Below are 23,849 nucleotides of genomic sequence, written 5' to 3'. Positions count from 1 at the left end.
CCATGGCAGAACGCACCGCCACCATCGCGAGCAGCTCCGGCCTGCACGCCCGCCCCGCGAAGCTCTTCGTGCAGGAGGTGCAGTCCAAGGGTGTGCCCGTCACGATCGCCGTCGAGGGCGGCCCCGACCTGAACGCCGGCAGCATCCTGAGCATCATGGGTCTCGGCGCCTCGAAGGGCTCGGTCGTGACGCTCAAGGCCGAAGGTGACGGTGCCGAGAAGGCCCTCGACGAGCTCGTCGCCTTCCTCGAGATCGACCACGACGCGGCCTGAACCGCTCGTGACGCACGGATGCCGTGGACCTCATGGGTCCACGGCATCCGTCGTTCGTGGCGGGATCAGATGTCGGTCGACTCGCCGGGATCGAGGGCGACGAACTCGCCGCCGTTCTGCTCAGCCGCCCAGGTGAGCCGCTCACGGCCCATCGAGAGGCCCGCCTGCGACAGCGTCATGTCGTGGGTGGCGAAGACGCGGCGCGGCTTGACGGCGAGGACGAAGTCGATCGCGTCGCCGATCTTCAGCCACGGTGCGCCCACAGGGGCCGCGAGGAGCTTCACGTCCGCCCCCTTCGGGACCGCATAGGAGTCACCCGGATAGTAGAACTCGTCGTCGACGAGCACGCCGACGTTGTCGATCACGGGGATCGACTCATGGATCACGGCATGACGCCCGCCGAAGAACTCGAGGGTGAACGGCCCCGCCTCGAGCTTGTCGCCGGGGGAGACCTCACGGATGTCGAAGCCGGCAGCCGCTCGAACGACCCCCTCCGGGCCGTAGATCGGGATGTTCGGGAAGGTCTCGAGGATGCGGGAGAGGTGCTGCGAGGTCCAGTGGTCCGGGTGCTCGTGGGTCAGCACCACGGCGACCACGCTGTGCAGGTCGTTGAGCGGCAGCGTGAACGTGCCGGGGTCGATGATCAGGGTCTTGCCCTCGCGCTCGAGGCGCACACAGGCGTGTTCGTGCTTGGTGACGTGCATGCCCTCAGTCAACGCCCGACACGCCCGAGAGGGCAATGGTGGCCTCGATTTTGCCGGATCCGCGGGGGCATGGCATACTTTAACGGTTGCCTCCGGAGCCCCGGGGAAGACAGAAAAGTACGGCCCCATCGTATAGCGGCCTAGTACGCCGCCCTCTCACGGCGGTAACGCGGGTTCGAATCCCGCTGGGGTCACCATCGCGAAACGCCCATCCACCCGGATGGGCGTTTCGCATTTCTGCGCCGCTCATCGCGACTCCCGGCGAGAATCGCTCGCCGCGGCGAGACTTCGCGTGGGATGCCGATTCCCGGAGCGGATGCCGATTCTCAGAGCGCACGCCGACGGCGGGTCAGCGGGTGCGGCGACGGCGGGTGGTGCGCATGGCGAGCCACACGAGGGCCGCGGTGAGGCCGAGCACGGCGAGCCAGGGGAGGAGGAACCCGAGTCCCACGACGATCCCGTTGAAGGTCGCGACGAGGCCGTTCCAGCCCGTCGCCACCCCGTCGCCGAATCCCGCGGGATCGGCGTCGACCTTCTCGGCCGGAGCATCGAGCTGCACCGAAAGGGAAGACAGGGCGACCTGCGACTCCAGCGCCGTGAGCTGCTGCTGCAGTGACTCCAGGCTCGCCTGACGCTCGGCGAGGGTCGACTCGGCGGCGAGGAGGTCGGAGACCGATGCGGCCTCGCTGACCAAGGCGGTCAGGCGTTCGACCGAGGCCTGACCCGCCGCGACACGCGCACGCAGGTCGATCGCCTGCGTCGTCACGTCGTCCCGCGTCACCTGGGAGGTCTCGACCTCGCCGACATCCGCAAGGCCGTCCATCACGGTCTCGAGGCTCGTCGCCGGCACGCGCACCGACACCCACGAGGATCCGGAGGGTGCGGGCCAGGCGACGGCGTCCCCGGGAAGCGCCGAGGTGCCGCTGCCCACGCTCACGGATTCGACGTATCCGCCGGCGGCGGTCGCTGCGTCGGCGATCGCCTGTGCGGCCGCCCGGGGGTCGTCGACGGTCAGGGTGGCGGATGCCGTCGCGACGACCTCGCGCGCGCCTGCCGTGACCGTCTCGTCGCCGGTTGTGGCGTCCCCGGCGGTGCCGTCCTCGGCCGTGTCGTCGAGGGCGAAGGGGGCGGACTCCGTGGCCGGGTCGCCGTCTTCGCGTGCGACGTCGCCGTTCTGGGATGTCTCGAGCGTGGAGTCGGGAGCCGTCACGGGGGCTGCCGAACCGGCGGCGCCTCCGGTGGTCGCCGTCAGCTGCGGCGCGATCACGGCGGCGACCACGATCACCGCGGCTGCCGCTCCCGACGCGGCCCACCAGGTGCGGCGCCGACGACGCGTCCGCGAGGACGTCTCATCCTCGCGCACACGGCGCTCGGCCCGCTCGCGGGCGATCTCGGCGAATAAGGCCAGCTCGATCTCGTCGATTCGCCGGTCGTCGAGGGTGGGGAGATCGTTCATGACTGCTCCGGTTCTACGGTCGATCGGACGAATGTGCGGATGCGGGAGAGCCGGTTGCGGACGGTGCCGTGGGTGACGCCGAGTCGGTCGGCGGCCGCTTGATACGCGAAGCCTTCGGCGGCGCAGAGGCGGAAGATGTCCTGGTCGAGCGGGCTCAGCGAGCCGACGGCGGCGAGGATCCGCTCGACGAGGTCGCTCTGCGCGACCTGGCGCTCGACATCGATCGTGTCGGCGATGTCGGCGGCGTCGTCGTTCGACGCGAGACGGCGCTCGCGCTGGCGCCGGCGGATGCGGTTCGCGCTCTGGAACCGGCAGATGGTGACGAGCCACGGCAACAGCGAGTCACCTGCGAGCTCGAGGTCGGGGAGTTTCCGCCAAGCCACGAGGAAGGTCTCCTGCGTGACGTCCTCGGCGTCGGCGGAGTCGCCGAGCAGCCCGTGGGCGAGCCAGTACACCGGCCGCACGTAGGCGCGGTACAGCGTGCGGAACGCATGCTCGCTGCCCGCGGCGGCTGCCTCGACGAGCTCGGCGTCGCCGCGTTCGATCGTGTCGACCATGCGTCTGAGTCCCTTCCCTCACTTCATCAGTGTCGCGCCGTCGCGTTCCGTCTCACCCGGGGCGGCGGGGGAGGGCGGGTGTAGTCTCGGGAGGTTCCTCCCCGAAAGGCTCGCATGGACCTCCCTGTGCCGTTCCAGATCGTCGCACTCGTCGTCCTGGTGCTCGTGCTCGTCGCCGACCTGCTCATCATCGTCAAGCGGCCCCACATCCCGTCGCCGAAGGAATCGACGCTGTGGGTGCTCTTCTACGTCGGGCTCGCCCTCGCTTTCGCCGGCATCCTGTGGGCCGTGGCCGATGTCGAGCACGCCGGGCAGTTCGTGGCGGGCTGGCTCACCGAGTACAGCCTGTCGATTGACAACCTCTTCGTGTTCGTGCTGATCATGAGCCAGTTCTCGGTGCCCCGCAGATACCAGCAGAAGGTGCTGATGGTGGGCATCATCATCGCCCTCGTCCTGCGTGGCCTGTTCATCCTGGCCGGCGCGGCCATCATCGAGCAGTTCAGCTGGGTGTTCTACATCTTCGGCGCGTTCCTGATCTACACCGCCATCAAGCAGGCGCTGCCCGAAGGCGATCACGACGGCGACGTGAAGAAGGAGAGCTTCCTCGTCCGCATCATCCGGCGCACCGTCGACATCTCCGACGAGTACGACGGCGCGAAGGTGCGGACCGTCGTGGCCGGCAAGCGCATGTTCACCCCGATGATCATCGTCTTCGTCGCGATCGGCGTGACCGACCTGCTGTTCGCCCTCGACTCGATCCCCGCCATCTTCGGCATCACTCAAGACCCGTTCCTGGTCTTCACCGCCAACATCTTCGCCCTCATGGGGCTGCGCCAGCTGTACTTCCTGCTGGGCGACCTGCTCGACCGGCTCAAGTACCTGCACTACGGGATCGCGTTCATCCTCGCGTTCATCGGCGTGAAACTCATCCTCCACGCGATGCACGAGAACGAGCTGCCCTTCATCAACGGGGGCGAGGGCATCGCCTGGGCACCGGAGATCTCGACGTGGGTCTCGCTCGGCGTCATCATCGGGGCGATGCTCGTGGCGACCGTCGCGAGCCTCATCGCCGCCCGCGGCCACGGCGACGCCGGCGACCCTGTCGAGGCGGCTGCCGCCGTGGCCGACGAGCAAGGGACGCCGGCGACCGTCGAGCAGCCCCCCGCGCCGGACGAGCGCCGATGACCGGGCGGGTCCACCGACCCCGGTGGTATTCTGACCGCATGCGGATCGCTCGCCTTCTCCTTAGCGGCCGCGGCGAGGTCTCGTTCTGAGCCCCTCCTCGCCGCGGAGTCCGTCGTGGGCTTGACCCGGTTCGCAAGGAGAACGAAACCCATGAGCATCCCCACCCCGCCCGAGCGCCCGCGCACCCTGGCCGAGAAGGTCTGGGACGACCATCTCGTCGTCAAGGGCGAAGACGGTCAGCCCGACCTCATCTACATCGATCTTCACCTCGTCCACGAGGTGACGAGCCCGCAGGCCTTCGACGGTCTGCGCGCCGAAGGACGTCCGTTGCGGCGCCTCGACCTCACGATCGCGACCGAGGACCACAACACCCCGACCCTCGACATCGACAAGCCGATCGCCGATCTGACGAGCCGGACGCAGATCGAGACCCTGCGGCGGAACGCCGAGGAGTTCGGCGTGCGACTGCACTCGCTCGGCGACGCGGAGCAGGGGATCGTCCACGTCGTCGGACCCCAGCTCGGGCTCACGATGCCCGGCATCACCGTGGTGTGCGGCGACAGTCACACCTCGACGCACGGTGCGTTCGGCGCCATGGCGTTCGGCATCGGCACGAGCGAGGTCGAGCACGTCATGGCGACGCAGACCCTGCCGCTGAAGCCGTTCAAGACGATGGCGATCACGGTCGAGGGCGAGCTGAAGGAAGGCGTCACGGCCAAAGACATCATCCTCGCCGTGATCGCCAAGATCGGCACGAACGGCGGTCAGGGCTATGTGCTCGAGTACCGCGGCAGCGCCATCCGGTCCCTCTCGATGGAGGGGCGGATGACGATGTGCAACATGTCGATCGAAGCGGGTGCCCGCGCCGGGATGGTCGCCCCCGACGACATCACTTTCGACTACGTCAAGGGTCGTCCGCACGCTCCCACCGGACAGGACTGGGACGACGCGGTCGCCTACTGGCGCACGCTGCCGAGCGACGAGGGCGCCGTCTACGACGCCGAGATCTTCATCGACGCCGGCGACCTCGAACCCTTCGTGACCTGGGGCACCAACCCCGGTCAGGGCGTGTCGCTGAGCGCCACCGTGCCGTCGCCGGACGACTTCGCCGACCCGAACGAGAAGGCCGCAGCCGAGCGCGCCCTCGAGTACATGGACCTCGAGCCCGGCACCCCGCTCAAGGAGATCCCGGTGGACGCGGTCTTCATGGGCTCGTGCACGAACAGTCGGATCGAAGACCTGCGGGCGTTCGCCTCGGTCATCGAGGGTCGCACGAAGGCCGAAGGCGTCCGCGTGATGGTCGTCCCGGGGTCGGCCCGGGTGCGGCTGGAGGCCGAGGCCGAAGGACTCGACCGCGTGTTCACCGACTTCGGTGCGGAGTGGCGGTTCGCCGGCTGCTCGATGTGCCTCGGCATGAACCCCGACCAGCTGGCTCCCGGCGAGCGATGCGCCTCGACGAGCAACCGCAACTTCGAGGGTCGCCAGGGCAAGGGCGGGCGCACCCACCTGGTGTCGCCGCTCATCGCCGCCGCCACCGCCGTGCTCGGGCGGCTCGCGTCGCCGAGTGATCTGCCCGCACGCGAGAAGGTCGAGGCCTGAACATGGACAAGTTCGAGACCCACACCGGCATCGTCGCACCGCTCAAGCGATCGGCCGTCGACACCGACCAGATCATCCCCGCCGTCTACCTCAAGCGCGTCACCAAGACGGGGTTCGAAGACGCCCTGTTCGCCAACTGGCGGCAGGATCCGGACTTCGTCCTCAACCAGCCGGCCTTCGCGGGCGCGTCGATCCTGGTCGCCGGACCGGACTTCGGCACGGGGTCGAGCCGTGAGCACGCCGTCTGGGCGCTGCGCGACTTCGGCTTCCGTGTCGTGCTCGCCCCGAAGTTCGCCGACATCTTCCGCGGCAACGCGGGGAAGCAGGGTCTCCTCGCGGGCGTGATCTCCGAGTCCGACCGCGAGGCGATCTGGGCCGCTGTCGACGCCGACCCCGGCGTGCGGATGACGGTCGACCTCGAGGCGCGTGTGGCGACCCTGGGCGACCTCCGCGTCCCGTTCGAGATCGACGATTACACTCGTTGGAGGCTCCTCGAAGGACTCGACGACATCGGGCTCACGCTGCGCAACGAAGAGGCGATCGCGCAGTTCGAGGCGCGCCGAGAGGCGTGGCGACCTCGGACACTCCCCGTCGCGTAGCCCCGGACCACGCCCCCGAACCGTGGGGCGAAATCCGTCCCGCCCTCGATCACCAAGTGAGGAACCCCTGCATGAGCACTCTCCCGAGTGAGCCGACCACGTCGGAGACCGGCAACCGTCGCGAAGACGGCGAGATCCTCGAGATCCGCGGCGGGCGACCGCTCGTCGGGCGCGTCGACGTCAAGGGTGCGAAGAACTTCGCGACGAAGGCCATGGTCGCCTCTCTCCTGGGTGGGACCGAGAGCGTGCTGCGCGATGTCCCCGACATCAGCGACGTCGCCGTGGTGCGCTCGTTGCTCGAGGTGCACGGTGTGACGGTCGCCGACGACGGCCAGGGCACGTATCGGCTCGACCCGAGCGGCGCCGAGTCGGCCGGCTTCGAGGAGATCGACGCGCATGCCGGTGCCTCGCGCATCCCGATCCTCTTCTGCGGGCCCCTGCTGCACCTGCTCGGTCAGGCGTTCATCCCCGATCTCGGCGGATGCCGCATCGGCGACCGTCCGATCAACTTCCACCTCGACGCGCTGCGCAAGTTCGGCGCCATCGTCGAGAAGCAGCCGAGCGGCATCCGTCTGTCGGCTCCCGAGGGCCTGCACGGCGCAGACATCGAGCTGCCCTACCCGAGCGTGGGCGCGACGGAGCAGGTCCTCCTCACCGCCGTGCGCGCCAAGGGGACGACCGAGCTGCGCAACGCGGCCATCGAGCCCGAGATCATGGACCTGATCGCGGTGCTGCAGAAGATGGGCGCGATCATCTCGTACGAGCCCAACCGGGTCATCTTCATCGAGGGCGTCGACAAGCTGCGCGGCTACGACCACCGGTCGATCTTCGACCGCAACGAGGCCGCGTCGTGGGCCTGCGCTGCACTCGCCACCGACGGCGACATCTTCGTCGGCGGTGCGAAGCAGCAGGAGATGCTGACCTTCCTCAACGTCTTCCGCAAGGCCGGCGGCGATTTCGACATCCAGGAGGACGGCATCCGGTTCCGTCGCGACGGCGCGCTGCGCCCCGTCTCCGTCGAGACCGACGTGCACCCCGGGTTCATGACCGACTGGCAGCAGCCGCTCATCGTCGCGCTCACCCAGGCGGAGGGCGTCTCGACCGTTCACGAGACCGTCTACGAGAACCGTCTGGGCTTCACGCAGGCGCTCAACAAGATGGGCGCCCAGATCGTGGTGCACCCCGAGGGCATCGCGAGCCCGGATCGCCGCGTCCCGCGTCGTGCCCTCGAGCAGGCGGCGGTCATCACGGGCCCGACCCCGCTGCACGGTGCGGATGTCGTCGTGCCCGACCTCCGCGGCGGCTACAGCTACGTCATCGCGGCCCTGGCAGCCGAGGGTGTCTCGGTCGTTCGCAACGTGGGCATCATCCGGCGCGGCTACGAGAAGTTCTTCGACAAGCTCGAAGCGCTCGGCGCCGACTTCGACGTCATCGGCTGACCCTTGGCCGAGATCCGCCGTCGCGCGTCCGCCGAGAAGACGAAGCCGACCCCGTTCTGGCTCGCCGCCGCTCTCGTCCTGCCGGCGGTGAGCCTGCTCGCCAAGATCGAGATCGAGGGCGGGGAGCACCTTCCGGAGGAAGGTCCGTACGTCCTCGCGCCGAATCACTACAGCGAGTTCGACCCGATCATCATCGCCGTCGCGACTTGGCGGCTGGGCCGAGCCCCGCGGTTCATGGCGAAGGAGAGTCTGTTCCGTGTTCCCGTCGTGGGCGCGGTGCTGAAGGGTCTCGGCATGATCCCGGTGTCGCGGACGACCTCGGCCTCGGCAGCCGGGCAGGCGATCTCGCAGGCGGCGGCGCTCGTGGCCGACGGACGCGGCGTCATCGTCTATCCGGAGGGCTCCCTCACGCGCGAGCCCGATCTGTGGCCCATGCGCGGCAAGTCGGGCGCGGTCCGCGTCGCCGTCGCGGGCGACATCCCGGTCATCCCCGTCGCGACCTGGGGCGTGCAGGCGATCCTGCCGCGCTACGGCAAGTTCAGCGTGTGGCCGCTGCGCAAGCGGGTGCGTGTGCGGTTCGGTCCGCGGGTCGACCTGCCCCTGGTCTCGGGGACGACCCCGTCGCCGATGCAGCTGGTGGCGGCGACGGATGCGGTGATGGCGCGCATCGCGGGCCTGCTGGGCGAGCTGCGCGGCGAGCGGCCCCCCGCCGAGCGCTGGAACCCCGGTCAGCACGGTCAGAAGGAGACGGGGCGCCTTGAGCCGTAAGACCGAGACAGCCAGCCCCCGCGTCACCGTGATCGGCTCGGGCAGCTGGGGCACGACGTTCGGGAAGGTGTTGGCGGACGGCGGCGCGCAGGTCACGATGTGGGCGCGTCGGGCGGAGCTCGCCCACGAGATCCGCGAGGGCAAGCGCAACAGCCGCTACCTCCCCGGCATCAACCTGCCGCGTTCGATGACGGCGACCCATCACCTCTCCGAGGCGCTCGAGGGCGCCGAGCAGGTGTATCTCGCCGTGTCGAGCCAGGCGCTGCGCGAGAACCTCACGGCGATCCGTCCCCTGATCGCCGGCGGCACCATGCCGGTGGTCTCGCTCATGAAGGGTGTGGAGAAGCGCACCGGCCTGCGCATGAGCCAGGTGATCGAACAGGGTCTGGACTGCGATCCGCAGCGCATCGCGGTCGCTTCGGGGCCCAACCTCGCCCTCGAGATCGCGCGGGAGCAGCCGACGGCGGCCGTCATCGCCTCGGCCAGCCAGGAGACCGCCGAGGCGGTCGCGCTGCGCTCCCGCAACGCCTACTTCCGCTCGTTCGTGAACACCGACGTCATCGGCACCGAGTTCGGCGGTGTGCTCAAGAACCTCATCGCGGTGGCCATCGGCATCGTCGACGGCGTCGGATACGGCGAGAACACGAAGGCCTCGATCATCACGCGCGGTCTGGTCGAGATGACCGACTTCGCCGTGGCGCAGGGCGCCCACCCCGAGACCCTTCAGGGCCTCGCCGGGCTCGGCGACCTCATCGCGACGTGCCAGTCGCCGCTCAGCCGCAACAACACCGCGGGGCGCCTGCTCGGGCAGGGATACTCGTTCCAGGACGTCGTCAAGCAGATGGATCAGACCGCCGAGGGACTCGCGTCGGTGGCGCCCATCCTGACACTGGCCCGCGCCGCGGGCGTGCAGATGCCGATCGTGGAGCAGGTCAAGATGGTCCTCGACGGCACGATGAACCCGCGCGACATCGCGCCCCACCTGACCACCGACGACGACAAGCCGACCGGCGAGAGGACCCCCCATGGCGACGACGACAGTAGCGGTGCTCTTCGGCGGGCGTTCCAGCGAGCACTCGATCAGTTCCGCCACGGCGGCGGGAGTGCTTCGCGCCATCGATCGTGAGCAGTACCGGGTGATCCCCGTCGGGATCACGCGCGAGGGCGCGTTCGTGCTCGAGGACGACGATGCCGACAAGTTCGCCCTGAACCCGGAACGGATGCCCGAGGTCGTCGACAACGGCACGCGCATCCTGTGGCCCGAGCCGGGTGGGCGCCGCGAACTGCGGGTGGGGCGCACCGACGGCGCCATCGACGCGCTCGGCGAGATCGACGTCGTGCTGCCCATCCTGCACGGGCCACACGGCGAGGACGGCACGATCCAGGGCTTCTTCGACACGCTCCAGGTGCCCTATGCAGGCGGCGGTGTCTTCGACTCCGCGCTGTGCATGGACAAGCACTTCATGAAGATCGTGCTGCAGGCCGCCGGCATCCCCGTGGCGCCCTGGATCACCGTCGACCGGGCACGGTGGGGTCGCGACCCCGAGGGCGTGCGGGCGGATGCGGCAGCCCTGGGCATCCCGAGCTTCGTCAAGCCCGCACGCGCCGGATCGAGCGTGGGCGTGTCGAAGGTCCACGAGCCCGCCGAGCTCGACGCCGCCCTCGAGCTCGCGTTCGCGGAGGACGACAAGGTGCTCATCGAACCGGCGATCGTCGGGCGCGAGGTCGAGGTCGCCGTGCTGGAGGGCCGGGGCGACGAGCCCGCGCGAGCGTCGCTGCCCGGCGAGATCGTGCTCACGACGCGCGAGTTCTACGATTTCGAGGGCAAGTACCTCGGTGGCGACGGCGCTGAGGTCGTGTGCCCGGCCGATGTCACCGACGGCGAGATCGAGGCGCTGCAGCGCATGGCGGTGGCGGCGTTCACCGCCGTCGATGGACGTGGGCTCGCACGGGTCGACTTCTTCCAGACCCCAGCCGGCCTGTTCGTCAACGAGCTGAACACGATGCCCGGCTTCACACCGATCTCGATGTTCCCCAAGTGCTGGATCGCGTCGGGTCTGAGCTACCGCGACCTCATCTCCGAGCTGATCGAGGTCGCGTTGTCGCGCGTCCCCGAACGCGTCTGAGCGCGTCCCGATCCGTCCGCGCGTCAGGGGCCGACGGGCGACGGTACGGGCGTCGCTTCGGCGCGGTCGACGCATTCGCCGCCGTCGCGGGGGAGTCGCGACACGATCGGCGACAGCGCGTCGAGGACCGCGCGGCTCGAGACTCCCTGCACGTCGTTGCTGACCTCGGTGTCGAAGAAGAGCTCCACGGCCGGTGTCCGACCGAACGAGACGACGCGGAACCGCGGGGCCTCGGATTCGTCGATGACCCAGTCGACGCCCGACACCGACTCGCAACGGAGCGTGGTGGGCCCCGGAGTCGCGACCCCGCACGAGAAGATGACGGTCGCCGGGTCACCCCAGGCCGCCGTCGATTGGCTGTCGGTCCACCGGCGCTCGGCACCGTCCACCGACTGCGGCAGGCGCACCATCACGTCGGCGCACTCGGCCGCGTTCGCCTCCGGCGCGGCAGGGACGTTCACCGTGGCGGCGCACCCGGCGAGAGCGATGGTCACCGAGGCCAGCAGGAGGGCGGGGATCGTGCGGCGCGGCATCCCTCCAGGGTACTGCGCCCGACGCCGCGGGCGCGGCGGCGGTAGCGTGGGAGCATGCCCGACGTCGATCCTGGTACCCCCGTCGGCTCCCTGTCGGAGGAGGCCGTCCTCTCCCTGATCCTCGAGCGGCTGGGTCCCTCGGATGCCCTCGTCGGGCCGGGCGACGACGCCGCCGTCCTGGCCCTCGCCGACGCTCGCGTCGTCGTGACGACCGACACCCTCATCCACGGGCCCGACTTCCGCCTGGCATGGTCGTCCGGCACCGACCTCGGCGCGAAGGCCGCCGCGGTGAACCTCGCCGACGTGGCTGCCATGGGCGCTCGGCCGGTCGCCCTCTTCGTGGCTCTCGCCATGCCGCCCGAGACCACGATCGGCTTCGTCGGCGATCTCGCGGCGGGTCTGCGCGAGGCGTGCGACGAGCTCGCACCGGGATGCCGGGTCGCGGGAGGCGACCTCACGAGCTCGGACACGCTCGCGATCGCGGTCACGGCGATCGGCGAGCTCGAGCCGGGCCGGGCCCCGGTCCTGCGTTCGGGCGCGCGGCCGGGGGACACGCTGGCGATCTGCGGTGATGTCGGCGTCGCGGCGGCGGGCCTCGACATCCTGTTCGAGCGGTTCCGCGGAGAGGACGGTGACGCCCTCCCCGTCGACGCCGAGTCGCTCCGACCTCACGAGCGCGACGCCGTCCGAGGTCAGCTTCGGCCGCGACCGCCGATCTCGTCGGGCGCGGCTGCGGCCCGTGCCGGAGCGACCGCGATGATGGACGTCTCGGACGGCCTGGTGCTCGACGCGCGACGCCTCGCGCGCGCCTCGGGGGTGACGCTCGACATCGACCGGCGCACGTTGGGCGAGGACAGTGATCGTGCCCTGCGCGGCGGCGAGGACCACGCGCTCCTCGCGACGTTCCCGTCGACGACGCTTCCCGTCGGATTCCGCCGGATCGGATCCGTCAACGCCGCGGGTCCGGAGCCGCTCCTCGTCGACGGGCGCCCGGAGCGTTCCGCGGGAGGGTGGGATCCCTACCGGGACTGGGACGGCGCCGGCGGCTGACCGTCGTCGGTCTCGTACCACCAGAGCGTGGTGTCGCCGTAGCGCTTGGACCGCAGCGGGCGCAGCTCTTCGGGGACGCGCGGTTCCGGAGACCGCGAGGCGCGCTCGACGATGACGACCCCGCCGCCTGCGACGGCGGCCGGAAGCAGCGCGAGCGTCGCCGAGAGGGCGTCGTCGTCGAGGTCGTAGGGCGGATCGAGGAACACGAGGTCGAACCGGGCCGACGTCGTCTGCAGGAACGAGTCGGCGCTGCTGCGGTGCACGCGGACGGATGCCGAGCCGACGGCGCGGGCGACGGTCCGGGCGTTGCGCTCGGTCACGGCGGCGGCCGACGCCGACTTCTCGACGAGGTCTGCAGACGCGGCGCCCCTGCTGAGGGCTTCGAGCCCGAGCGCCCCCGACCCCGCGTAGAGATCGAGTACGTGCGCGCCGTCGAGGATGCCCGACGCGTCCAGGCCTCCGAACAGGGATTCGCGCACCCGATCGCTCGTGGGTCGCGTCCCACGATCGGGCACCCGCAGCGCGATCGATCCCGCGGCGCCGGCGATGATGCGGGTCATGACGGATCCACCGTGCCGCGCGTCGCCTCCTCGGCGGTGCCGCGACCGTCCTCGTCGCGCAGGCGCGGTTCGCTGCGCAGCTCGGGTCGATACCCGGCCTTGTCGGCGTAGAACCGGCGGATGACGGCCATGTCGGCGGCGATGTCTCCCGTGAGCTCGATCGTGGGCCCGAGGCCCGCCGTCATGGTCGGCCGGTCGACGTACCCGAGCGTGACCGGCAGGCCCGAGGCGCGTGCGATGCGGTAGAAGCCCGACTTCCACCCGGTGCGCGAGCCGCGCGTGCCGTCGGGCGTGATGACGAGGCCGAACACCTCGCCGGCCCGGATCTGCGCGAGCACATCGGCAACGACGCGCGACGGGTCGTCGCGATCGACGGGGATGCCTCCGAGCCGCCGCATCGGCGCGTCGCGCCAGCCGCGGAAGAGGCTCTTCTTCCCGAGCCACCGGATCGGCACCTGCAGGCGCCACGCGATGGCGAGCATGAGGACGAAGTCCCAGTTCGAGGTGTGCGGCGCCCCGATGAGGATCGTGGGCCGGGTGGGAGCCGGAGTGCTGACGAGGCGCCAGCGGCTGAACGTCCAGAAGAGGCGGGCGATCGCGCGTCGGAGCATGCTCTTACCGTAGAGCCTGGCGGGGCGGCAGGGTGTCCGACCTCGTGCCTAGACTCGTGGGCATGCCGCAGGTCGTCCTGGAAACACCGTTGACGGAGGCCGTGGGCGAGAAGGTGGCCGCGACCCTGTCGCGTGCGTTCGGCATGACAACGGTCGGAGACCTCCTCGCGCACTACCCGCGTCGTTACGCGCGGCGGGGTGAGCTGACGCCGATCTCCTCGTTGCCGGTCGGCGAGATGGCGACGATCGTCGCCGAGGTGAAGTCGGTGTCGGAGCGACCGATGCGACAGCGGCGCGGTTCTCTGATCGAGGTCATCATCAGCGACGGCGTCGGCGAGGCGACGCTGACCTTCTTCGGTCAGAAGTGGCGCTTGCAGGAGCTCCGAGTGGGGCGGCAGGGCATCTTCTCCGGCAAGGTCGGCGTGTTCAAGGGCAAGCAGCAATTCGCCCACCCCGATTACGAGCTCTTCGACGACGAGGTCGAGGCGCGGGTGACGGCCGTCGCCCGCAGCCTCGAGCCGATCCCGATCTATTCCGCGACCAGCACGGTGACGAGCTGGCAGCTGCGCAAGATCATCGCCGAGGTCATCAGCCGCCTCGGCGATGTGCCCGACCCGCTGCCCGACGAGCTGCGCGCGCGCGAGCAGCTCCTCGATGCCCGCAGCGCTCTCGTCCAGGTGCACACCCCGGTCGTGCCCGAGCACGTGCGGCCCGGGTTCGCGACGCTGCGCATGCACGAGGCGTTCGTGCTGCAGGCCGCCCTGCTGCAGCATCGCGCCCAGGTGCGTCAGCTCGCAGCCACCTCGCGCCCCGCCGGAGCGCTCTTGTCCGAGTTCGACGCCGCGCTGCCGTTCGAACGCACGCCCGACCAGATCGACGTCGGCGACGTCATCGCCGCCGATCTCGAGAACGAGTGGCCGATGAACCGCCTCGTTCAGGGCGAGGTCGGATCGGGCAAGACCCTCGTCGCCCTGCGCGCGATGCTGCAGGTCGCCGAATCGGGCGGGCAGTCGGCGCTCATCGCGCCGACCGAGGTCCTCGCGGCGCAGCACGTGCGATCGATCGCGAAGATGCTCGGGCCGCGCCTCGCCCCCGAGCTCATGCCGACCCTGCTCACGGGCACCCAGACGGCGGCCGAGCGGCGCAGAGCGGCCTTGCGCGCGGCATCCGGTCAGGCGCGCATCATCGTGGGCACCCACGCGTTGCTGAGTGCGTCGACGACGTTCGCCGACCTCGGGCTCGTCGTGGTCGATGAGCAGCACCGGTTCGGGGTGGAGCAGCGCGAGGCGCTCCGAGCGAAAGGCACGTCGCCCCACGTGCTGGTCCTGACGGCGACGCCCATCCCGAGAACCGTGGCGATGACGGTGTTCGGCGACCTCGACGTGTCGACGATCCGCACGATGCCGACCGGCCGGGCGGGCATCTCCACATTCGTCGCGCCCCTCGCCGAGAAGCCGGGGTGGTTCGGCCGTGTCTGGGAGCGTGTCGCCGAAGAGGTGGCCGCTGGACGGCAGGCGTTCGTCGTGTGCGCGGCGATCGATGCCGAGAAGGCGGTCGTCGACGATACGGACGATGCCGGCATGCTCGACGACGGCACCCGCACCCGCACCCGGTGGGGGGTCGTGCAGGCGAGCGCGATGCTCGCGCAGCATCCTGCCTTCGCCGACCTGACGGTCGCGACACTGCACGGCAAGATGCCGGCGGACGAGAAGGATGCCGTCATGCAGGCCTTCGCGCGCGGCGAGATCGACGTGCTCGTGGCCACGACCGTCGTCGAGGTCGGCGTCGACGTCCCGAACGCCTCCACGATGGTGATCCTCGAGGCCGAACGGTTCGGCGTCTCGCAGCTGCACCAGCTCCGCGGTCGCGTCGGCCGCGGCAGCGTGCCGGGACTGTGTCTTCTGGTGACCGAGTCCGATCCCGACACGCCCGCGCGTTCGCGGGTCGAGGCCGTCGCCGCCACGACCGACGGCTTCTCGCTCGCCGAGGTCGACCTCGAGCTGCGCGGCGAGGGCGACGTCCTCGGCGATGCCCAATCCGGGGCACGTTCGTCGCTGCGACTGCTCCGTGTCGTCGCCGACGCCGACCTCATCGCACACGCGCGCGACGAGGCCGCGCTCGTCCTGCGTGACGACCCCGATCTCTCGCGTCACCCCGGGCTCGCGGCCGCGATCGCTCGACGACTGGGCGAGGAGCAGCGCGGCGCGCTGCACAGGAACTAGGCTCGGACCATGAGCAACCGGATCGCGGTCGTGCCCGGCTCCTTCGACCCGCCGACCCTCGGCCATCTCGATGTGATCCGTCGCGCGGCGGGCCTGTACGACCAGCTCCATGTCCTCGTGGTCCACAATCCCGGCAAAGAGGCGATGCTCCCGATCGCTCAGCGTCAGGCGCTCATCGAGCAGTCGATCGACGACGCCGGGATCGAGGGCGAGATCGTCGTCGCGGCGTGGAGCATGGGCCTGCTGGTCGACTACGCGACCGACGTCGGCGCGGGCATCCTCGTCAAGGGCATCCGGTCGCAAGTGGATGTCGCCTACGAGACGCCCATGGCCATCGTCAACCGCCACCTGGCGCAGATCGAGACCGTCTTCCTGCTGCCCGACCCGGCGCACGCGCTCGTCTCGAGCTCCCTCGTGCGGCAGGTGGCATCGCTCGGCGGCGACGTCTCGCCGTTCGTTCCCGGCCCCGTCGCTCGGTTCCTCGACACCGGATCCCGCGGCATCTGAGTCCCGCCGCTGCTACGGCGACTACCATGGTCGATCGTGGGTAGAAAGCACGTCACCGGACCATTCGTCATCCCCGTGCGCGACATCGTGCGCCAGCCGGGGGAGATGCGCGAATTCGCCTTCAGCGTGCCCGCACCCGAGAAGTGGGGCGAAGGCCTCGTCTTCGTCGCGGCCGGTCAGCCGATCGATCTCGAGGTCCGTCTCGAGTCGGTGCACGAGGGTATCCTCGCCACTGCTGAGGCCGACACGATCTACGAAGGCGTCTGCGGCCGCTGCCTCACGGACCTGACACGCCCCCTCCGAATCGAGTTTCAGGAGCTCTTCGGGTATTCTGGGGACGAAGCGTCCGACTTCGAGGTTCAAGACGACCACGTGGATCTTGAAACTCCGGTCAGGGATTCGATCGTCCTGGCGCTTCCGTTCCAACCGGTATGCCAGCCGGATTGCCCCGGGCTCGACCCGGCCACGGGTGAGAAGCTGGTGTCGGGAACGGAACCTGCTGAGCAGGTGCAGATCGATCCGCGCTGGGCCGCGCTGACGGCCTACACCCCAGACCACGACGACGCAGACCACCGCGTCGCGCCCGACACAGAGAAGAGCTAGCCATGGCAGGTAACCCCCCGAAGCGGAAGGTCTCCCGCTCCAACACGCGTTCGCGTCGCGCGCAGTGGAAGGCCGAGGCGCCCGCCCTCGTCAAGACCATCGAGAACGGCAAGGTCGTCTACAGCCGTCCCCACCAGGCGAAGGTCGTCACCGACTCGCAGGGCACCGAGCTGTTCCTCGAGTACAAGGGTCGCAAGGTCACTGACGTCTGACGACGAGCGGCGTGACTGACATCACTGTGGAGCGCTCCGCGCTCACCGACAAGCTCGGGGTCGACATCGACCCCGAGCTTCTGTCGCTTGCCCTGACCCACCGGTCGTACGCGTACGAGAACGGCGGCTCGCCGCACAACGAGCGGCTCGAGTTCCTCGGCGACTCGATCCTCGGCCAGGCGGTGACCGTGCACCTCTTCCGCACGCACCCCGACCTCGATGAGGGATCTCTGGCGAAGCGGCGCGCGAGCGTCGTGTCGACGGTGGCTCTCGCAGAGGTCGCCCGGGCCATCGGGCTCGGCGACCACATCCTGCTCGGTCGCGGCGAGACCCAGACCGGCGGCCGGGACAAGGACTCGATCCTCGCCGACGCCATGGAGGCCGTCATCGGCGCTGCCTTCCTCTCAGCAGGCCCCGATCGCGCGCAGGAACTCGTGCTGAGACTGGTCGCACCGCTCTTGGCGGATCCGGCACGGTACGGCGCGGCCATGGATCCGAAGACGTCGCTGCAGGAACTGGCCGCCCATCTCGGCGTCGCGCCGCCGGCGTACCGCGTCGAGGCGTCGGGGCCGGATCATCACCGGGTCTTCACCGCGACCGTCACTGTCGGCGACGTGTCGCGCGAGGGCGTCGGCACCAGCAAGAAGCAGGCGGAGATGGCCGCGGCCCTCGCGGTCTGGCACGTGCTCTCGGCTCGTGCCTGAGCTTCCCGAGGTCGAGGTCGTACGGGCGGGCCTCGAGCCGGCGATCGTGGGTGCGCGCATCGAGGGCTGCGCCGTGCTCGACCCACGCGCGCTGACACGTCATGCCGACACGCCGGCGTCCTTCGAGCGCGAGCTCACCGGCCGAACTCTGGCCGCCGCGGCCCGACGCGGGAAGTTCCTCTGGTTCCCCATCGCAGGAACCCGGCGGGCCGTCGTGGCCCACCTCGGGATGAGCGGTCAGATGCTGCTGCGCGAACCGGGCGCCCCGACCGAGCGGCACGAGCGCATCCGGTGGGACATCGTGCACCCCGAGCACGGCGAGCTGGCGGTGCTCTTCGTCGACCAGCGCACCTTCGGGTCGCTCGCGGTCGACGACCTCGAGCCCACCGTCGACGGGGCGCCGGCGGGTCGGGGCACGACCGCGACCGACATCCCGACCCAGGTCGCGCACATCGCGCGCGACCCGCTGGACCCCGCGTTCGAGAACGCGCGGTTCCATCGCGAGCTCGCGCGGCGCGCATCGGGCATCAAGCGGGTGCTGCTCGACCAGAGCGTCGTGAGCGGCATCGGCAACATCTATGCCGACGAGGCCCTGTGGGCAGCGCGCATCCATCCGGAAACGCCCGCGTCGCTGCTATCGCGTGCATCGCGCGGGCGGTTGATCGAGGCTGTCGTCGCCGTCATGACGAAGGCGCTGGCCGAAGGCGGGACGAGCTTCGACGCGCAGTACGTCAACGTCAACGGCCAGGCCGGCTACTTCGCGCACTCGCTCGAGGCGTACGGCCGCACCGGAGCGGAGTGCTCGCGGTGCGGCTCGGCCATCGTGCGCGTGGCGTTCACGAACCGCTCGTCGCACTACTGTCCGCGGTGCCAGCGACGTCGGTCGTGATCCGCTTCTGCCAGGCGCCCTCGTACGACACCGCCTGGAAGCCGATCGCCTCGTTGATGTCGAGCATCGGCCGGTTCTCTTCGGCGTTGTAGGTGATGACGCGCGGAGAGTCGGGAGCGATGTCGCGCCAGGCGACCAGCGCCGAGCATTTCACGAGCATCCCCAGACGGTGACCTCGATGGGTGCCCGCGACGAGGGTGTCGTGCTGATGTGTCGCACGCGTCCGGTCGGCGCTGATCATGAGCTCGTTGAACGCGGCGAGTTCGCCCGTTTCGACATGCTGTGCTGCGGTGACCAGAAGCGTCTGGCCGGCCTCGACGTAGCGGGCGTCGTGGCGCGCGAGTCGCGCCGCGTCCCACGCCTCTTCGTCCACATCGAGGCCCGCCGAAGGCGCGTCCGTCGACATGCGGGACTTGAGCCAGGCATATCCCTCGACGAACTCGGCCGGCGTCGGGGCGGTCCAGGAGACCACCCGGTAGCCGGATGCCGCCGCGGCCGCTCGCTCTCGGAGAGCATCCACGACCTCGCGCGAGTCGCGGAGATCGAGCTCGCTCTTCCGGTAGATCTGCTCCAGCGCGTAGCCGTGACGGAGCATGAAGCGCGCACCGTGATCGAGCGGGATGTCGCCGTATCCGGTCGGTGCGGGCAGGCGTTCGCCCGTCTGCTCCGGGTGCTGGGCGTAGGCCTGCAACGCGTGGCGCCCGTGCCGGCGCGCCGTGCGCTCGATGAGATCGTACGCAGCGGTGCCGATCCCTCGGCCGTGCACCTCGCGGAGCAGTTCGATCAACCAGTACGCGGTGTCGGATCCTTCCTCGTGCGGGATGTCGAGACCGACACGTCCGACGATCCGGCCGTCCCACACCGCGAGCCAGAGGTAGCGGGTCTCGTCCGGCGTCGGCCGGTAGTGGGGGAGCAGTTCCTCGGGCCCCGCGTCGTCGTCATCGCCGCCGGTGATCTCGCGGTAGACGAGGTTGCGGACACGGACCATCTCGCGGAAGTCCGCCGCGGTCGGATCGTCGATGCTGCCGGGTATGGGGAGAGCGCGCAGCTCGAGGTGTGACGTGATGTCGTTCATGGTCTTCTCTCGACGGCGTGGGGTCTCGTGAGCGAGACCCCACGCGATTCAGCGAAAGCGGGTGAGCAGGTAGTCGTGCATCCAGAGCCGCTCGCGCGCCTCACGGGCGGCGAGCTGCTCGCGGCGGTATGCGACATCGGGTGCGGAGCTCGCACCGCGCTTCGCGCTCCACACGATCAGGCGCAGCGCCACGCGCAATGCGAGACGCTGGAGAAGGGTCGGACGGCCGAGGGCCGTCTGCTCGGGGATGGCAGGTCGCGCGGGCACGACCTCGGGACGTCGTTGTACGACGGTGTTCATGGTGTCCTCGTTCGGTGAGGGCGGAATTGCGGATGCGACGGATGACTCGTCGCGGGTGCAGCCGACGGCTGCGGCCCGGCGCGCAGAGGGCGCACGGGCGGAGAGGCGGAACGGGGCGAGGGACTCGCAGACTCAGGCGTTCAGCGGAGCACCGATGACGGCGGCTCCACCGATGGCGCGGAAGCAACGGTCGCGGTGTTCGGAACGAACGGCGACAGCGGTGAACGCGGTGACGGAAATCAACATCAGGGAACCTCCTTTCATTCGGGATGCGGGAAGTGACGCTAGCGGTATGTGCGGTGCGGCGTCAAGTCGCGTCGGTGATCCTCCGGTAGCGTGTGGACGTTCACCGAGCGCCGGGAGGGCCCGACATGCACCTGAAGAGCGTCACGCTCAAGGGCTTCAAGTCATTCGCCCAGCCCACGACGTTCGTGCTCGAACCCGGCGTGACCTGCATCGTCGGGCCCAACGGATCCGGCAAGTCGAACGTCGTCGACGCGCTCGCCTGGGTCATGGGGGAGCAGGGCGCCAAGACCCTCCGCGGCGGCAAGATGGAGGACGTCATCTTCGCCGGGACGGCGACGCGCGGGCCGCTCGGGCGCGCCGAGGTGCAGCTCACGATCGACAACCACGACGGCGTCCTCCCGATCGAGTACACCGAGGTGACGATCAGCCGCACGCTGTTCCGCAACGGTTCGAGCGAGTACGCCATCAACGGCGAGACATGTCGCCTGCTCGATGTGCAGGAGCTGCTCAGCGACTCGGGTCTCGGCCGCGAGATGCACGTCATCGTCGGACAGGGCCGGCTCGACACCGTGCTGCAGGCCAGTGCCGAGGACCGTCGGGGTTTCATCGAAGAAGCCGCCGGGATCCTCAAGCACCGCCGGCGCAAAGAGAAGACCGTCCGCAAACTCGAGGCGATGGAGACCAATCTCACGCGCCTCAGCGATCTGGCCGGCGAGCTTCGCCGGCAGCTGAAACCGCTCGGAAAGCAGGCCGAGATCGCGCGCGAGGCGGCGACGATCGCGGCCGTGGTCCGCGATGCCAAGGCCCGGCTGTTCGCCGACGACCTCATGGCGCTGCGTTCGCAGCTGGCCGATCATGCCCGCGACGAGCACGAGCGACACGCGGAGCGTCTCGTTCTGCAGGACCGGCTCGACGGCGTCAAGCGCCGCATCGACGAGCTCGAGGCGGAGCAGCGCTCGGAGGCCGTCGACCGGGCGCGTGCCACCGCGTTCGCGCTCGAGCAGGTGCAGGAGCGCGTTCGCGGGCTCCACACGCTCGCCGCGCAGCGCCGGGCACTCCTCGAGGACGACGGGCAGCTCGCGATCGACGTCGCCACGGTGGGCCAGTCGGCCATCGACGAGGCACGCCAGGAAGTCGACGACATCGCCGCGGGCGTCGGGGAGGCGCAGGATGCTGCAGCCGCGGCATCCCGGGATGTGATCCGCGCCCGCGCCGAGCTCGACGCGCTCGACTCGGACATCGCCGCGCAGAGCGCTCTCGTCTCCGAGCACGACATGCGACTGACGAAGCTGCGGGGGCGCTCGGAAGCGGCCGCCTCCCGTCTGGAGGCGCTCCGCGCCGCCGTCGACCGCCAACAGCGCGGGCTCGACGCCGCCCGCGCCCGCCGTGCCGAGGCGGAGTCGGCGCTCGAGCAGGTGCAATCGGACTCCGCGCCCGAAGCGAGCTCGGCCGAGCACACGGCCGCGTACGAGCGGGCGCAGCGCGATGCGACGGAGGCGGAGACCGCGCTGTCGGGCATCCGTGAGCGACTCCATGCGGCCGAACGCGAGGTCGAGTCGTTTACCGCCCAGACGGCGGCCCTCGGCCGGGCGCTCGAGGTGCGCAACGCTGCGGCCGATCTGCTCGCGCGGGGCGACGAGGGGCTGCGCTCGCTCGTCGCCGATGCCCTCAAGGTCGAACCGGGCTTCGAAGCGCCTGTCGCGGCGGCTCTCGGTGCGCTTGCCGAGGGGGTCCTCGCCGTCGATGTCGCGGCTGCGCTGCGGGCGGCCGACCTGGCCGCAGAGGATGATCTCGGCGTCATCGACATCGTCCTCGCAGACGCGGCCGCGGGCACTCCGGTCGCGGCGGTGCCCGGAGCCGTTCGCGCGATCGACGTCATCAGCGGTCCCGTCGGGGTGACCGGGCAGCTCGCGGGTGTCCTCATCGCCGACGACCTCGACGCGGCCGTGCGGATCCGGGACGCGTGGAGTGTCGCGGACCGGGAACGCGCCGTCGTCGTGACCAAGCGCGGGGAGGTGGTCTCGTGGCGGACGATGCGCGCCGGCTCGGGCGAAGGACGCTCCCGCCTCGAGCTCGCCGCAGAGCGCGATGGCGCCGCCGATCGGCTGAGCGAGATGGCCGTCATCGCCGACGCGTTGCGCGAGTCGCTCGCGGACGCGCAGGCCGCGTGGTCCGAGGCACGTGCGCGAACCCGGACCGCGCTCGAGACTCTGCGCGCGCACGACGCCGCCCTCGCCGCCGACGCGGAGAAGCTGAACCGAGCCACCGTACGCTACGAGGCGGCCGTCGCCGAGTGCGATCGGCTCGAGGCCGGGCTCGCCCCTGCCGTGGCCGCCGCGACCGAAGCCGAGTCGGCTGCACGCGACGCGGAGGACGCGTTGGCCGCGGCGACAGCGGCCCCCCGCCCGATCCTCGACGCGTCGGCGCGCGACGGACTGCTCGATGCGCTCGAGCATGCACGAGAGCACGAGATGCGCGCGCGACTGGACGTCGAGACGCTGCGCGAGCGCGTCCGAGCCGGCGAGGCGCGGGTCGTGCAGCTCGAGCGGCAGCGCGAGCGGGAACGGGCGGCGGCAGCCGAGGCCGCACGCCGCGCCGTCATCCGTCGCCGGCAGCGCGCGATCGCGGATGCCGTCGCGGCACAGCTTCCGCCGCTGCTCGAATCCATCGACCGTTCCGTCGCCGCGGCGCGTGTCGAGCTCGGACGCGCGGAGCAGGCGCGCAGCGAGATCACCTCGGAATTGTCCGAGCTCCGTCGCCAGGATCATGCCGCGCGCAGTCGCCTCTCCGCGCTGACGGAGTCGGTGCACGGCCTCGAGCTGCAGATGCACGAGAAGAAGCTGCACGTGACGAGTCTGCTCGAACGCGTCGGTTCCGAACTGGGGTTCGACGAGCACATTCTCGTTTCGGAATACAGGCCCGACCAAGCCGTTTTGAACGACGCGGGGGAGCCGGTCACGTTCGACCGGGCAGCGCAGCGCCGGCGTCTGGCCGAAGCCGAGCGGAAGCTCGCGCAGCTCGGCCGTGTGAATCCGCTCGCGCTCGAAGAGTACGCCGCGCTCGAGCAGCGCCACGCCTTCCTCACCGAGCAGCTCGCCGACCTGACCCAGACCCGAGCGGACCTCCTCACGATCATCGGTGAGCTCGACGAACGGATGCAGTCGATCTTCCTCGCGGCGTTCGAGGACACGAAAATCGCCTTCGGCGAGGTGTTCCCGATCCTCTTCCCCGGCGGGACCGGCAGCATCTCGCTCACCGATCCCGACAACCCGCTGACGACCGGCATCGAGGTCTCGGTGCGCCCCGTGGGCAAGAAGATCGAGCGGCTGTCGCTGCTGTCGGGCGGCGAGCGGTCGCTCGCGGCCGTCGCCCTCCTGACCGCGATCTTCAAGGCTCGTCCCAGCCCGTTCTACATCCTCGACGAGGTGGAGGCCGCGCTCGACGACGCGAACCTCGGGCGCCTCCTCGGTGTCTTCGAGCAGCTCCGCGAGTCGAGCCAGCTCATCGTCATCACGCATCAGAAGCGGACGATGGAGATCGCCGACGCTCTGTACGGCGTCTCGATGCGGCAGGACGGCGTGTCGGCCGTCGTGGGTCAGCGCGTGCGCGAGCGCGCGGGCGCCGTAGGCTGA

Annotated in this window: 24 protein-coding genes and 1 tRNA gene; 17 read left to right on the top strand and 8 right to left on the bottom strand. The window is 70.2% G+C overall.

From position 1 onward, the window contains the following. Positions 1-2 precede the first annotated feature (2 nt). Complete coding sequence (locus ACPYN5_RS14255) at positions 3-272, top strand: HPr family phosphocarrier protein (protein ID WP_424449640.1); 270 nt, start codon at positions 3-5, stop codon at positions 270-272. 65 nt (positions 273-337) lie between these two features. On the opposite strand, the gene ACPYN5_RS14250 is transcribed toward ACPYN5_RS14255, so the two are convergent. Then, the gene (locus ACPYN5_RS14250; RefSeq protein ID WP_424449639.1) at positions 338-976 is read right to left on the bottom strand and encodes an MBL fold metallo-hydrolase; all 639 of its coding nucleotides are present in this window, start codon (positions 974-976) and stop codon (positions 338-340) included. Between the two features lie 121 nt (positions 977-1,097). On the opposite strand from ACPYN5_RS14250, the gene ACPYN5_RS14245 reads away from it, so the two are divergent. Next, positions 1,098-1,173, top strand: a tRNA-Glu gene (locus ACPYN5_RS14245). A 152-nt stretch (positions 1,174-1,325) separates the two neighbouring features. On the opposite strand, the gene ACPYN5_RS14240 is transcribed toward ACPYN5_RS14245, so the two are convergent. Further along, positions 1,326-2,432, bottom strand: a complete 1,107-nt coding sequence (locus tag ACPYN5_RS14240; protein ID WP_424449638.1) for a DUF4349 domain-containing protein — start codon at positions 2,430-2,432, stop codon at positions 1,326-1,328. Next, positions 2,429-2,989 (bottom strand): RNA polymerase sigma factor, encoded by a 561-nt coding sequence (locus tag ACPYN5_RS14235; RefSeq protein ID WP_424449637.1) that lies wholly within the window; start codon positions 2,987-2,989, stop codon positions 2,429-2,431. The genes ACPYN5_RS14240 and ACPYN5_RS14235 overlap by 4 nt, the downstream gene beginning before the upstream one ends. Before the next feature lie 114 nt (positions 2,990-3,103). On the opposite strand from ACPYN5_RS14235, the gene ACPYN5_RS14230 reads away from it, so the two are divergent. The 7 genes from ACPYN5_RS14230 to ACPYN5_RS14200 all read left to right on the top strand — a co-directional run bounded on the left by ACPYN5_RS14230 (position 3,104) and on the right by ACPYN5_RS14200 (position 10,705). Then, positions 3,104-4,174, top strand: a complete 1,071-nt coding sequence (locus ACPYN5_RS14230) for a TerC family protein (RefSeq protein WP_424449636.1) — start codon at positions 3,104-3,106, stop codon at positions 4,172-4,174. A gap of 150 nt (positions 4,175-4,324) precedes the next feature. After that, on the top strand, positions 4,325-5,773 hold the full coding sequence (gene leuC, locus ACPYN5_RS14225) for a 3-isopropylmalate dehydratase large subunit (protein WP_424449635.1): 1,449 nt from the start codon (positions 4,325-4,327) through the stop codon (positions 5,771-5,773). Positions 5,774-5,775: 2 nt separating this feature from the next. Next, the gene (gene leuD, locus ACPYN5_RS14220) at positions 5,776-6,372 is read left to right on the top strand and encodes a 3-isopropylmalate dehydratase small subunit (protein WP_424449634.1); all 597 of its coding nucleotides are present in this window, start codon (positions 5,776-5,778) and stop codon (positions 6,370-6,372) included. Positions 6,373-6,443: 71 nt separating this feature from the next. Next, positions 6,444-7,811 (top strand): UDP-N-acetylglucosamine 1-carboxyvinyltransferase, encoded by a 1,368-nt coding sequence (gene murA / locus ACPYN5_RS14215; RefSeq protein WP_424449633.1) that lies wholly within the window; start codon positions 6,444-6,446, stop codon positions 7,809-7,811. A gap of 3 nt (positions 7,812-7,814) precedes the next feature. Beyond that, positions 7,815-8,579, top strand: coding sequence for a lysophospholipid acyltransferase family protein (locus ACPYN5_RS14210; RefSeq protein ID WP_424449632.1), 765 nt, complete (start codon positions 7,815-7,817; stop codon positions 8,577-8,579). Next, positions 8,569-9,705, top strand: a complete 1,137-nt coding sequence (locus ACPYN5_RS14205) for an NAD(P)H-dependent glycerol-3-phosphate dehydrogenase (RefSeq protein ID WP_424449631.1) — start codon at positions 8,569-8,571, stop codon at positions 9,703-9,705. The genes ACPYN5_RS14210 and ACPYN5_RS14205 overlap by 11 nt, the downstream gene beginning before the upstream one ends. Beyond that, a complete protein-coding gene (locus ACPYN5_RS14200; RefSeq protein ID WP_424449630.1) occupies positions 9,605-10,705 on the top strand; it encodes a D-alanine--D-alanine ligase family protein in 1,101 nt (366 codons plus the stop codon). Before ACPYN5_RS14205 ends, ACPYN5_RS14200 begins: the two co-directional genes overlap by 101 nt. 23 nt (positions 10,706-10,728) lie before the next feature. Here ACPYN5_RS14200 and ACPYN5_RS14195 read toward each other — a convergent pair whose 3' ends face one another. After that, the gene (locus ACPYN5_RS14195) at positions 10,729-11,238 is read right to left on the bottom strand and encodes a DUF3515 family protein (protein ID WP_424449629.1); all 510 of its coding nucleotides are present in this window, start codon (positions 11,236-11,238) and stop codon (positions 10,729-10,731) included. Between the two features lie 54 nt (positions 11,239-11,292). Between ACPYN5_RS14195 and thiL the strand changes: the two genes are divergently transcribed. Further along, positions 11,293-12,288: a thiamine-phosphate kinase gene (gene thiL / locus ACPYN5_RS14190; protein WP_424449628.1), complete on the top strand. Its 996-nt coding sequence runs from the start codon at positions 11,293-11,295 to the stop codon at positions 12,286-12,288. On the opposite strand, the gene rsmD is transcribed toward thiL, so the two are convergent. Together rsmD and ACPYN5_RS14180 are read right to left on the bottom strand one after the other, a co-directional pair. Continuing rightward, on the bottom strand, positions 12,258-12,848 hold the full coding sequence (rsmD, locus tag ACPYN5_RS14185; protein WP_424449627.1) for a 16S rRNA (guanine(966)-N(2))-methyltransferase RsmD: 591 nt from the start codon (positions 12,846-12,848) through the stop codon (positions 12,258-12,260). The genes thiL and rsmD overlap by 31 nt on opposite strands. Further along, complete coding sequence (locus ACPYN5_RS14180; protein ID WP_424449626.1) at positions 12,845-13,459, bottom strand: 1-acyl-sn-glycerol-3-phosphate acyltransferase; 615 nt, start codon at positions 13,457-13,459, stop codon at positions 12,845-12,847. Before ACPYN5_RS14180 ends, rsmD begins: the two co-directional genes overlap by 4 nt. Before the next feature lie 62 nt (positions 13,460-13,521). Here ACPYN5_RS14180 and ACPYN5_RS14175 point away from each other — a divergent pair, with 62 nt between their 5' ends. From ACPYN5_RS14175 to mutM, 6 genes are all read left to right on the top strand, one after another. Next, complete coding sequence (locus tag ACPYN5_RS14175; protein ID WP_424449625.1) at positions 13,522-15,681, top strand: ATP-dependent DNA helicase RecG; 2,160 nt, start codon at positions 13,522-13,524, stop codon at positions 15,679-15,681. A gap of 9 nt (positions 15,682-15,690) precedes the next feature. Next, the gene (gene coaD / locus ACPYN5_RS14170) at positions 15,691-16,188 is read left to right on the top strand and encodes a pantetheine-phosphate adenylyltransferase (protein WP_424449624.1); all 498 of its coding nucleotides are present in this window, start codon (positions 15,691-15,693) and stop codon (positions 16,186-16,188) included. A gap of 105 nt (positions 16,189-16,293) precedes the next feature. After that, positions 16,294-16,791, top strand: coding sequence for a YceD family protein (locus ACPYN5_RS14165; protein WP_424449683.1), 498 nt, complete (start codon positions 16,294-16,296; stop codon positions 16,789-16,791). A gap of 2 nt (positions 16,792-16,793) precedes the next feature. Beyond that, positions 16,794-17,003 (top strand): 50S ribosomal protein L32, encoded by a 210-nt coding sequence (rpmF, locus tag ACPYN5_RS14160; RefSeq protein WP_424449623.1) that lies wholly within the window; start codon positions 16,794-16,796, stop codon positions 17,001-17,003. Between the two features lie 11 nt (positions 17,004-17,014). Continuing rightward, the gene (gene rnc, locus ACPYN5_RS14155; protein ID WP_424449622.1) at positions 17,015-17,707 is read left to right on the top strand and encodes a ribonuclease III; all 693 of its coding nucleotides are present in this window, start codon (positions 17,015-17,017) and stop codon (positions 17,705-17,707) included. Continuing rightward, the gene (mutM, locus tag ACPYN5_RS14150) at positions 17,700-18,596 is read left to right on the top strand and encodes a bifunctional DNA-formamidopyrimidine glycosylase/DNA-(apurinic or apyrimidinic site) lyase (protein ID WP_424449621.1); all 897 of its coding nucleotides are present in this window, start codon (positions 17,700-17,702) and stop codon (positions 18,594-18,596) included. Before rnc ends, mutM begins: the two co-directional genes overlap by 8 nt. Here the strand turns inward: mutM and ACPYN5_RS14145 are convergent. Both ACPYN5_RS14145 and ACPYN5_RS14140 read right to left on the bottom strand, forming a co-directional pair. Continuing rightward, a complete protein-coding gene (locus ACPYN5_RS14145) occupies positions 18,544-19,671 on the bottom strand; it encodes a GNAT family N-acetyltransferase (protein WP_424449620.1) in 1,128 nt (375 codons plus the stop codon). The two genes, mutM and ACPYN5_RS14145, sit on opposite strands and share 53 nt — an antisense overlap. A gap of 48 nt (positions 19,672-19,719) precedes the next feature. Further along, complete coding sequence (locus tag ACPYN5_RS14140; protein ID WP_424449619.1) at positions 19,720-19,971, bottom strand: hypothetical protein; 252 nt, start codon at positions 19,969-19,971, stop codon at positions 19,720-19,722. A gap of 371 nt (positions 19,972-20,342) precedes the next feature. Here ACPYN5_RS14140 and smc point away from each other — a divergent pair, with 371 nt between their 5' ends. After that, positions 20,343-23,849, top strand: a complete 3,507-nt coding sequence (smc, locus tag ACPYN5_RS14135) for a chromosome segregation protein SMC (protein WP_424449617.1) — start codon at positions 20,343-20,345, stop codon at positions 23,847-23,849.

This window comes from Microbacterium arborescens (assembly GCF_049707515.1).
GTDB classification, from domain to species: domain Bacteria; phylum Actinomycetota; class Actinomycetes; order Actinomycetales; family Microbacteriaceae; genus Microbacterium; species Microbacterium arborescens_B.
This window is presented reverse-complemented; position numbering and strand designations above follow the sequence as displayed.

Bases quoted from the DNA above. Each gene is read 5' to 3' on its own strand.
- ACPYN5_RS14255 (WP_424449640.1), top strand. From the start codon at position 3: ATGGCAGAACGCACCGCCACCATCGCGAGCAGCTCCGGCCTGCACGCC.
- ACPYN5_RS14250 (WP_424449639.1), bottom strand. From the start codon at position 976: ATGCACGTCACCAAGCACGAACACGCCTGTGTGCGCCTCGAGCGCGAG.
- ACPYN5_RS14240 (WP_424449638.1), bottom strand. From the start codon at position 2,432: ATGAACGATCTCCCCACCCTCGACGACCGGCGAATCGACGAGATCGAG.
- ACPYN5_RS14235 (WP_424449637.1), bottom strand. From the start codon at position 2,989: ATGGTCGACACGATCGAACGCGGCGACGCCGAGCTCGTCGAGGCAGCC.
- ACPYN5_RS14230 (WP_424449636.1), top strand. From the start codon at position 3,104: ATGGACCTCCCTGTGCCGTTCCAGATCGTCGCACTCGTCGTCCTGGTG.
- leuC (WP_424449635.1), top strand. From the start codon at position 4,325: ATGAGCATCCCCACCCCGCCCGAGCGCCCGCGCACCCTGGCCGAGAAG.
- leuD (WP_424449634.1), top strand. From the start codon at position 5,776: ATGGACAAGTTCGAGACCCACACCGGCATCGTCGCACCGCTCAAGCGA.
- murA (WP_424449633.1), top strand. From the start codon at position 6,444: ATGAGCACTCTCCCGAGTGAGCCGACCACGTCGGAGACCGGCAACCGT.
- ACPYN5_RS14200 (WP_424449630.1), top strand. From the start codon at position 9,605: ATGGCGACGACGACAGTAGCGGTGCTCTTCGGCGGGCGTTCCAGCGAG.
- ACPYN5_RS14195 (WP_424449629.1), bottom strand. From the start codon at position 11,238: ATGCCGCGCCGCACGATCCCCGCCCTCCTGCTGGCCTCGGTGACCATC.
- thiL (WP_424449628.1), top strand. From the start codon at position 11,293: ATGCCCGACGTCGATCCTGGTACCCCCGTCGGCTCCCTGTCGGAGGAG.
- rsmD (WP_424449627.1), bottom strand. From the start codon at position 12,848: ATGACCCGCATCATCGCCGGCGCCGCGGGATCGATCGCGCTGCGGGTG.
- ACPYN5_RS14180 (WP_424449626.1), bottom strand. From the start codon at position 13,459: ATGCTCCGACGCGCGATCGCCCGCCTCTTCTGGACGTTCAGCCGCTGG.
- ACPYN5_RS14175 (WP_424449625.1), top strand. From the start codon at position 13,522: ATGCCGCAGGTCGTCCTGGAAACACCGTTGACGGAGGCCGTGGGCGAG.
- coaD (WP_424449624.1), top strand. From the start codon at position 15,691: ATGAGCAACCGGATCGCGGTCGTGCCCGGCTCCTTCGACCCGCCGACC.
- ACPYN5_RS14165 (WP_424449683.1), top strand. From the start codon at position 16,294: ATGCGCGAATTCGCCTTCAGCGTGCCCGCACCCGAGAAGTGGGGCGAA.
- rpmF (WP_424449623.1), top strand. From the start codon at position 16,794: ATGGCAGGTAACCCCCCGAAGCGGAAGGTCTCCCGCTCCAACACGCGT.
- ACPYN5_RS14145 (WP_424449620.1), bottom strand. From the start codon at position 19,671: ATGAACGACATCACGTCACACCTCGAGCTGCGCGCTCTCCCCATACCC.
- ACPYN5_RS14140 (WP_424449619.1), bottom strand. From the start codon at position 19,971: ATGAACACCGTCGTACAACGACGTCCCGAGGTCGTGCCCGCGCGACCT.
- smc (WP_424449617.1), top strand. From the start codon at position 20,343: ATGCACCTGAAGAGCGTCACGCTCAAGGGCTTCAAGTCATTCGCCCAG.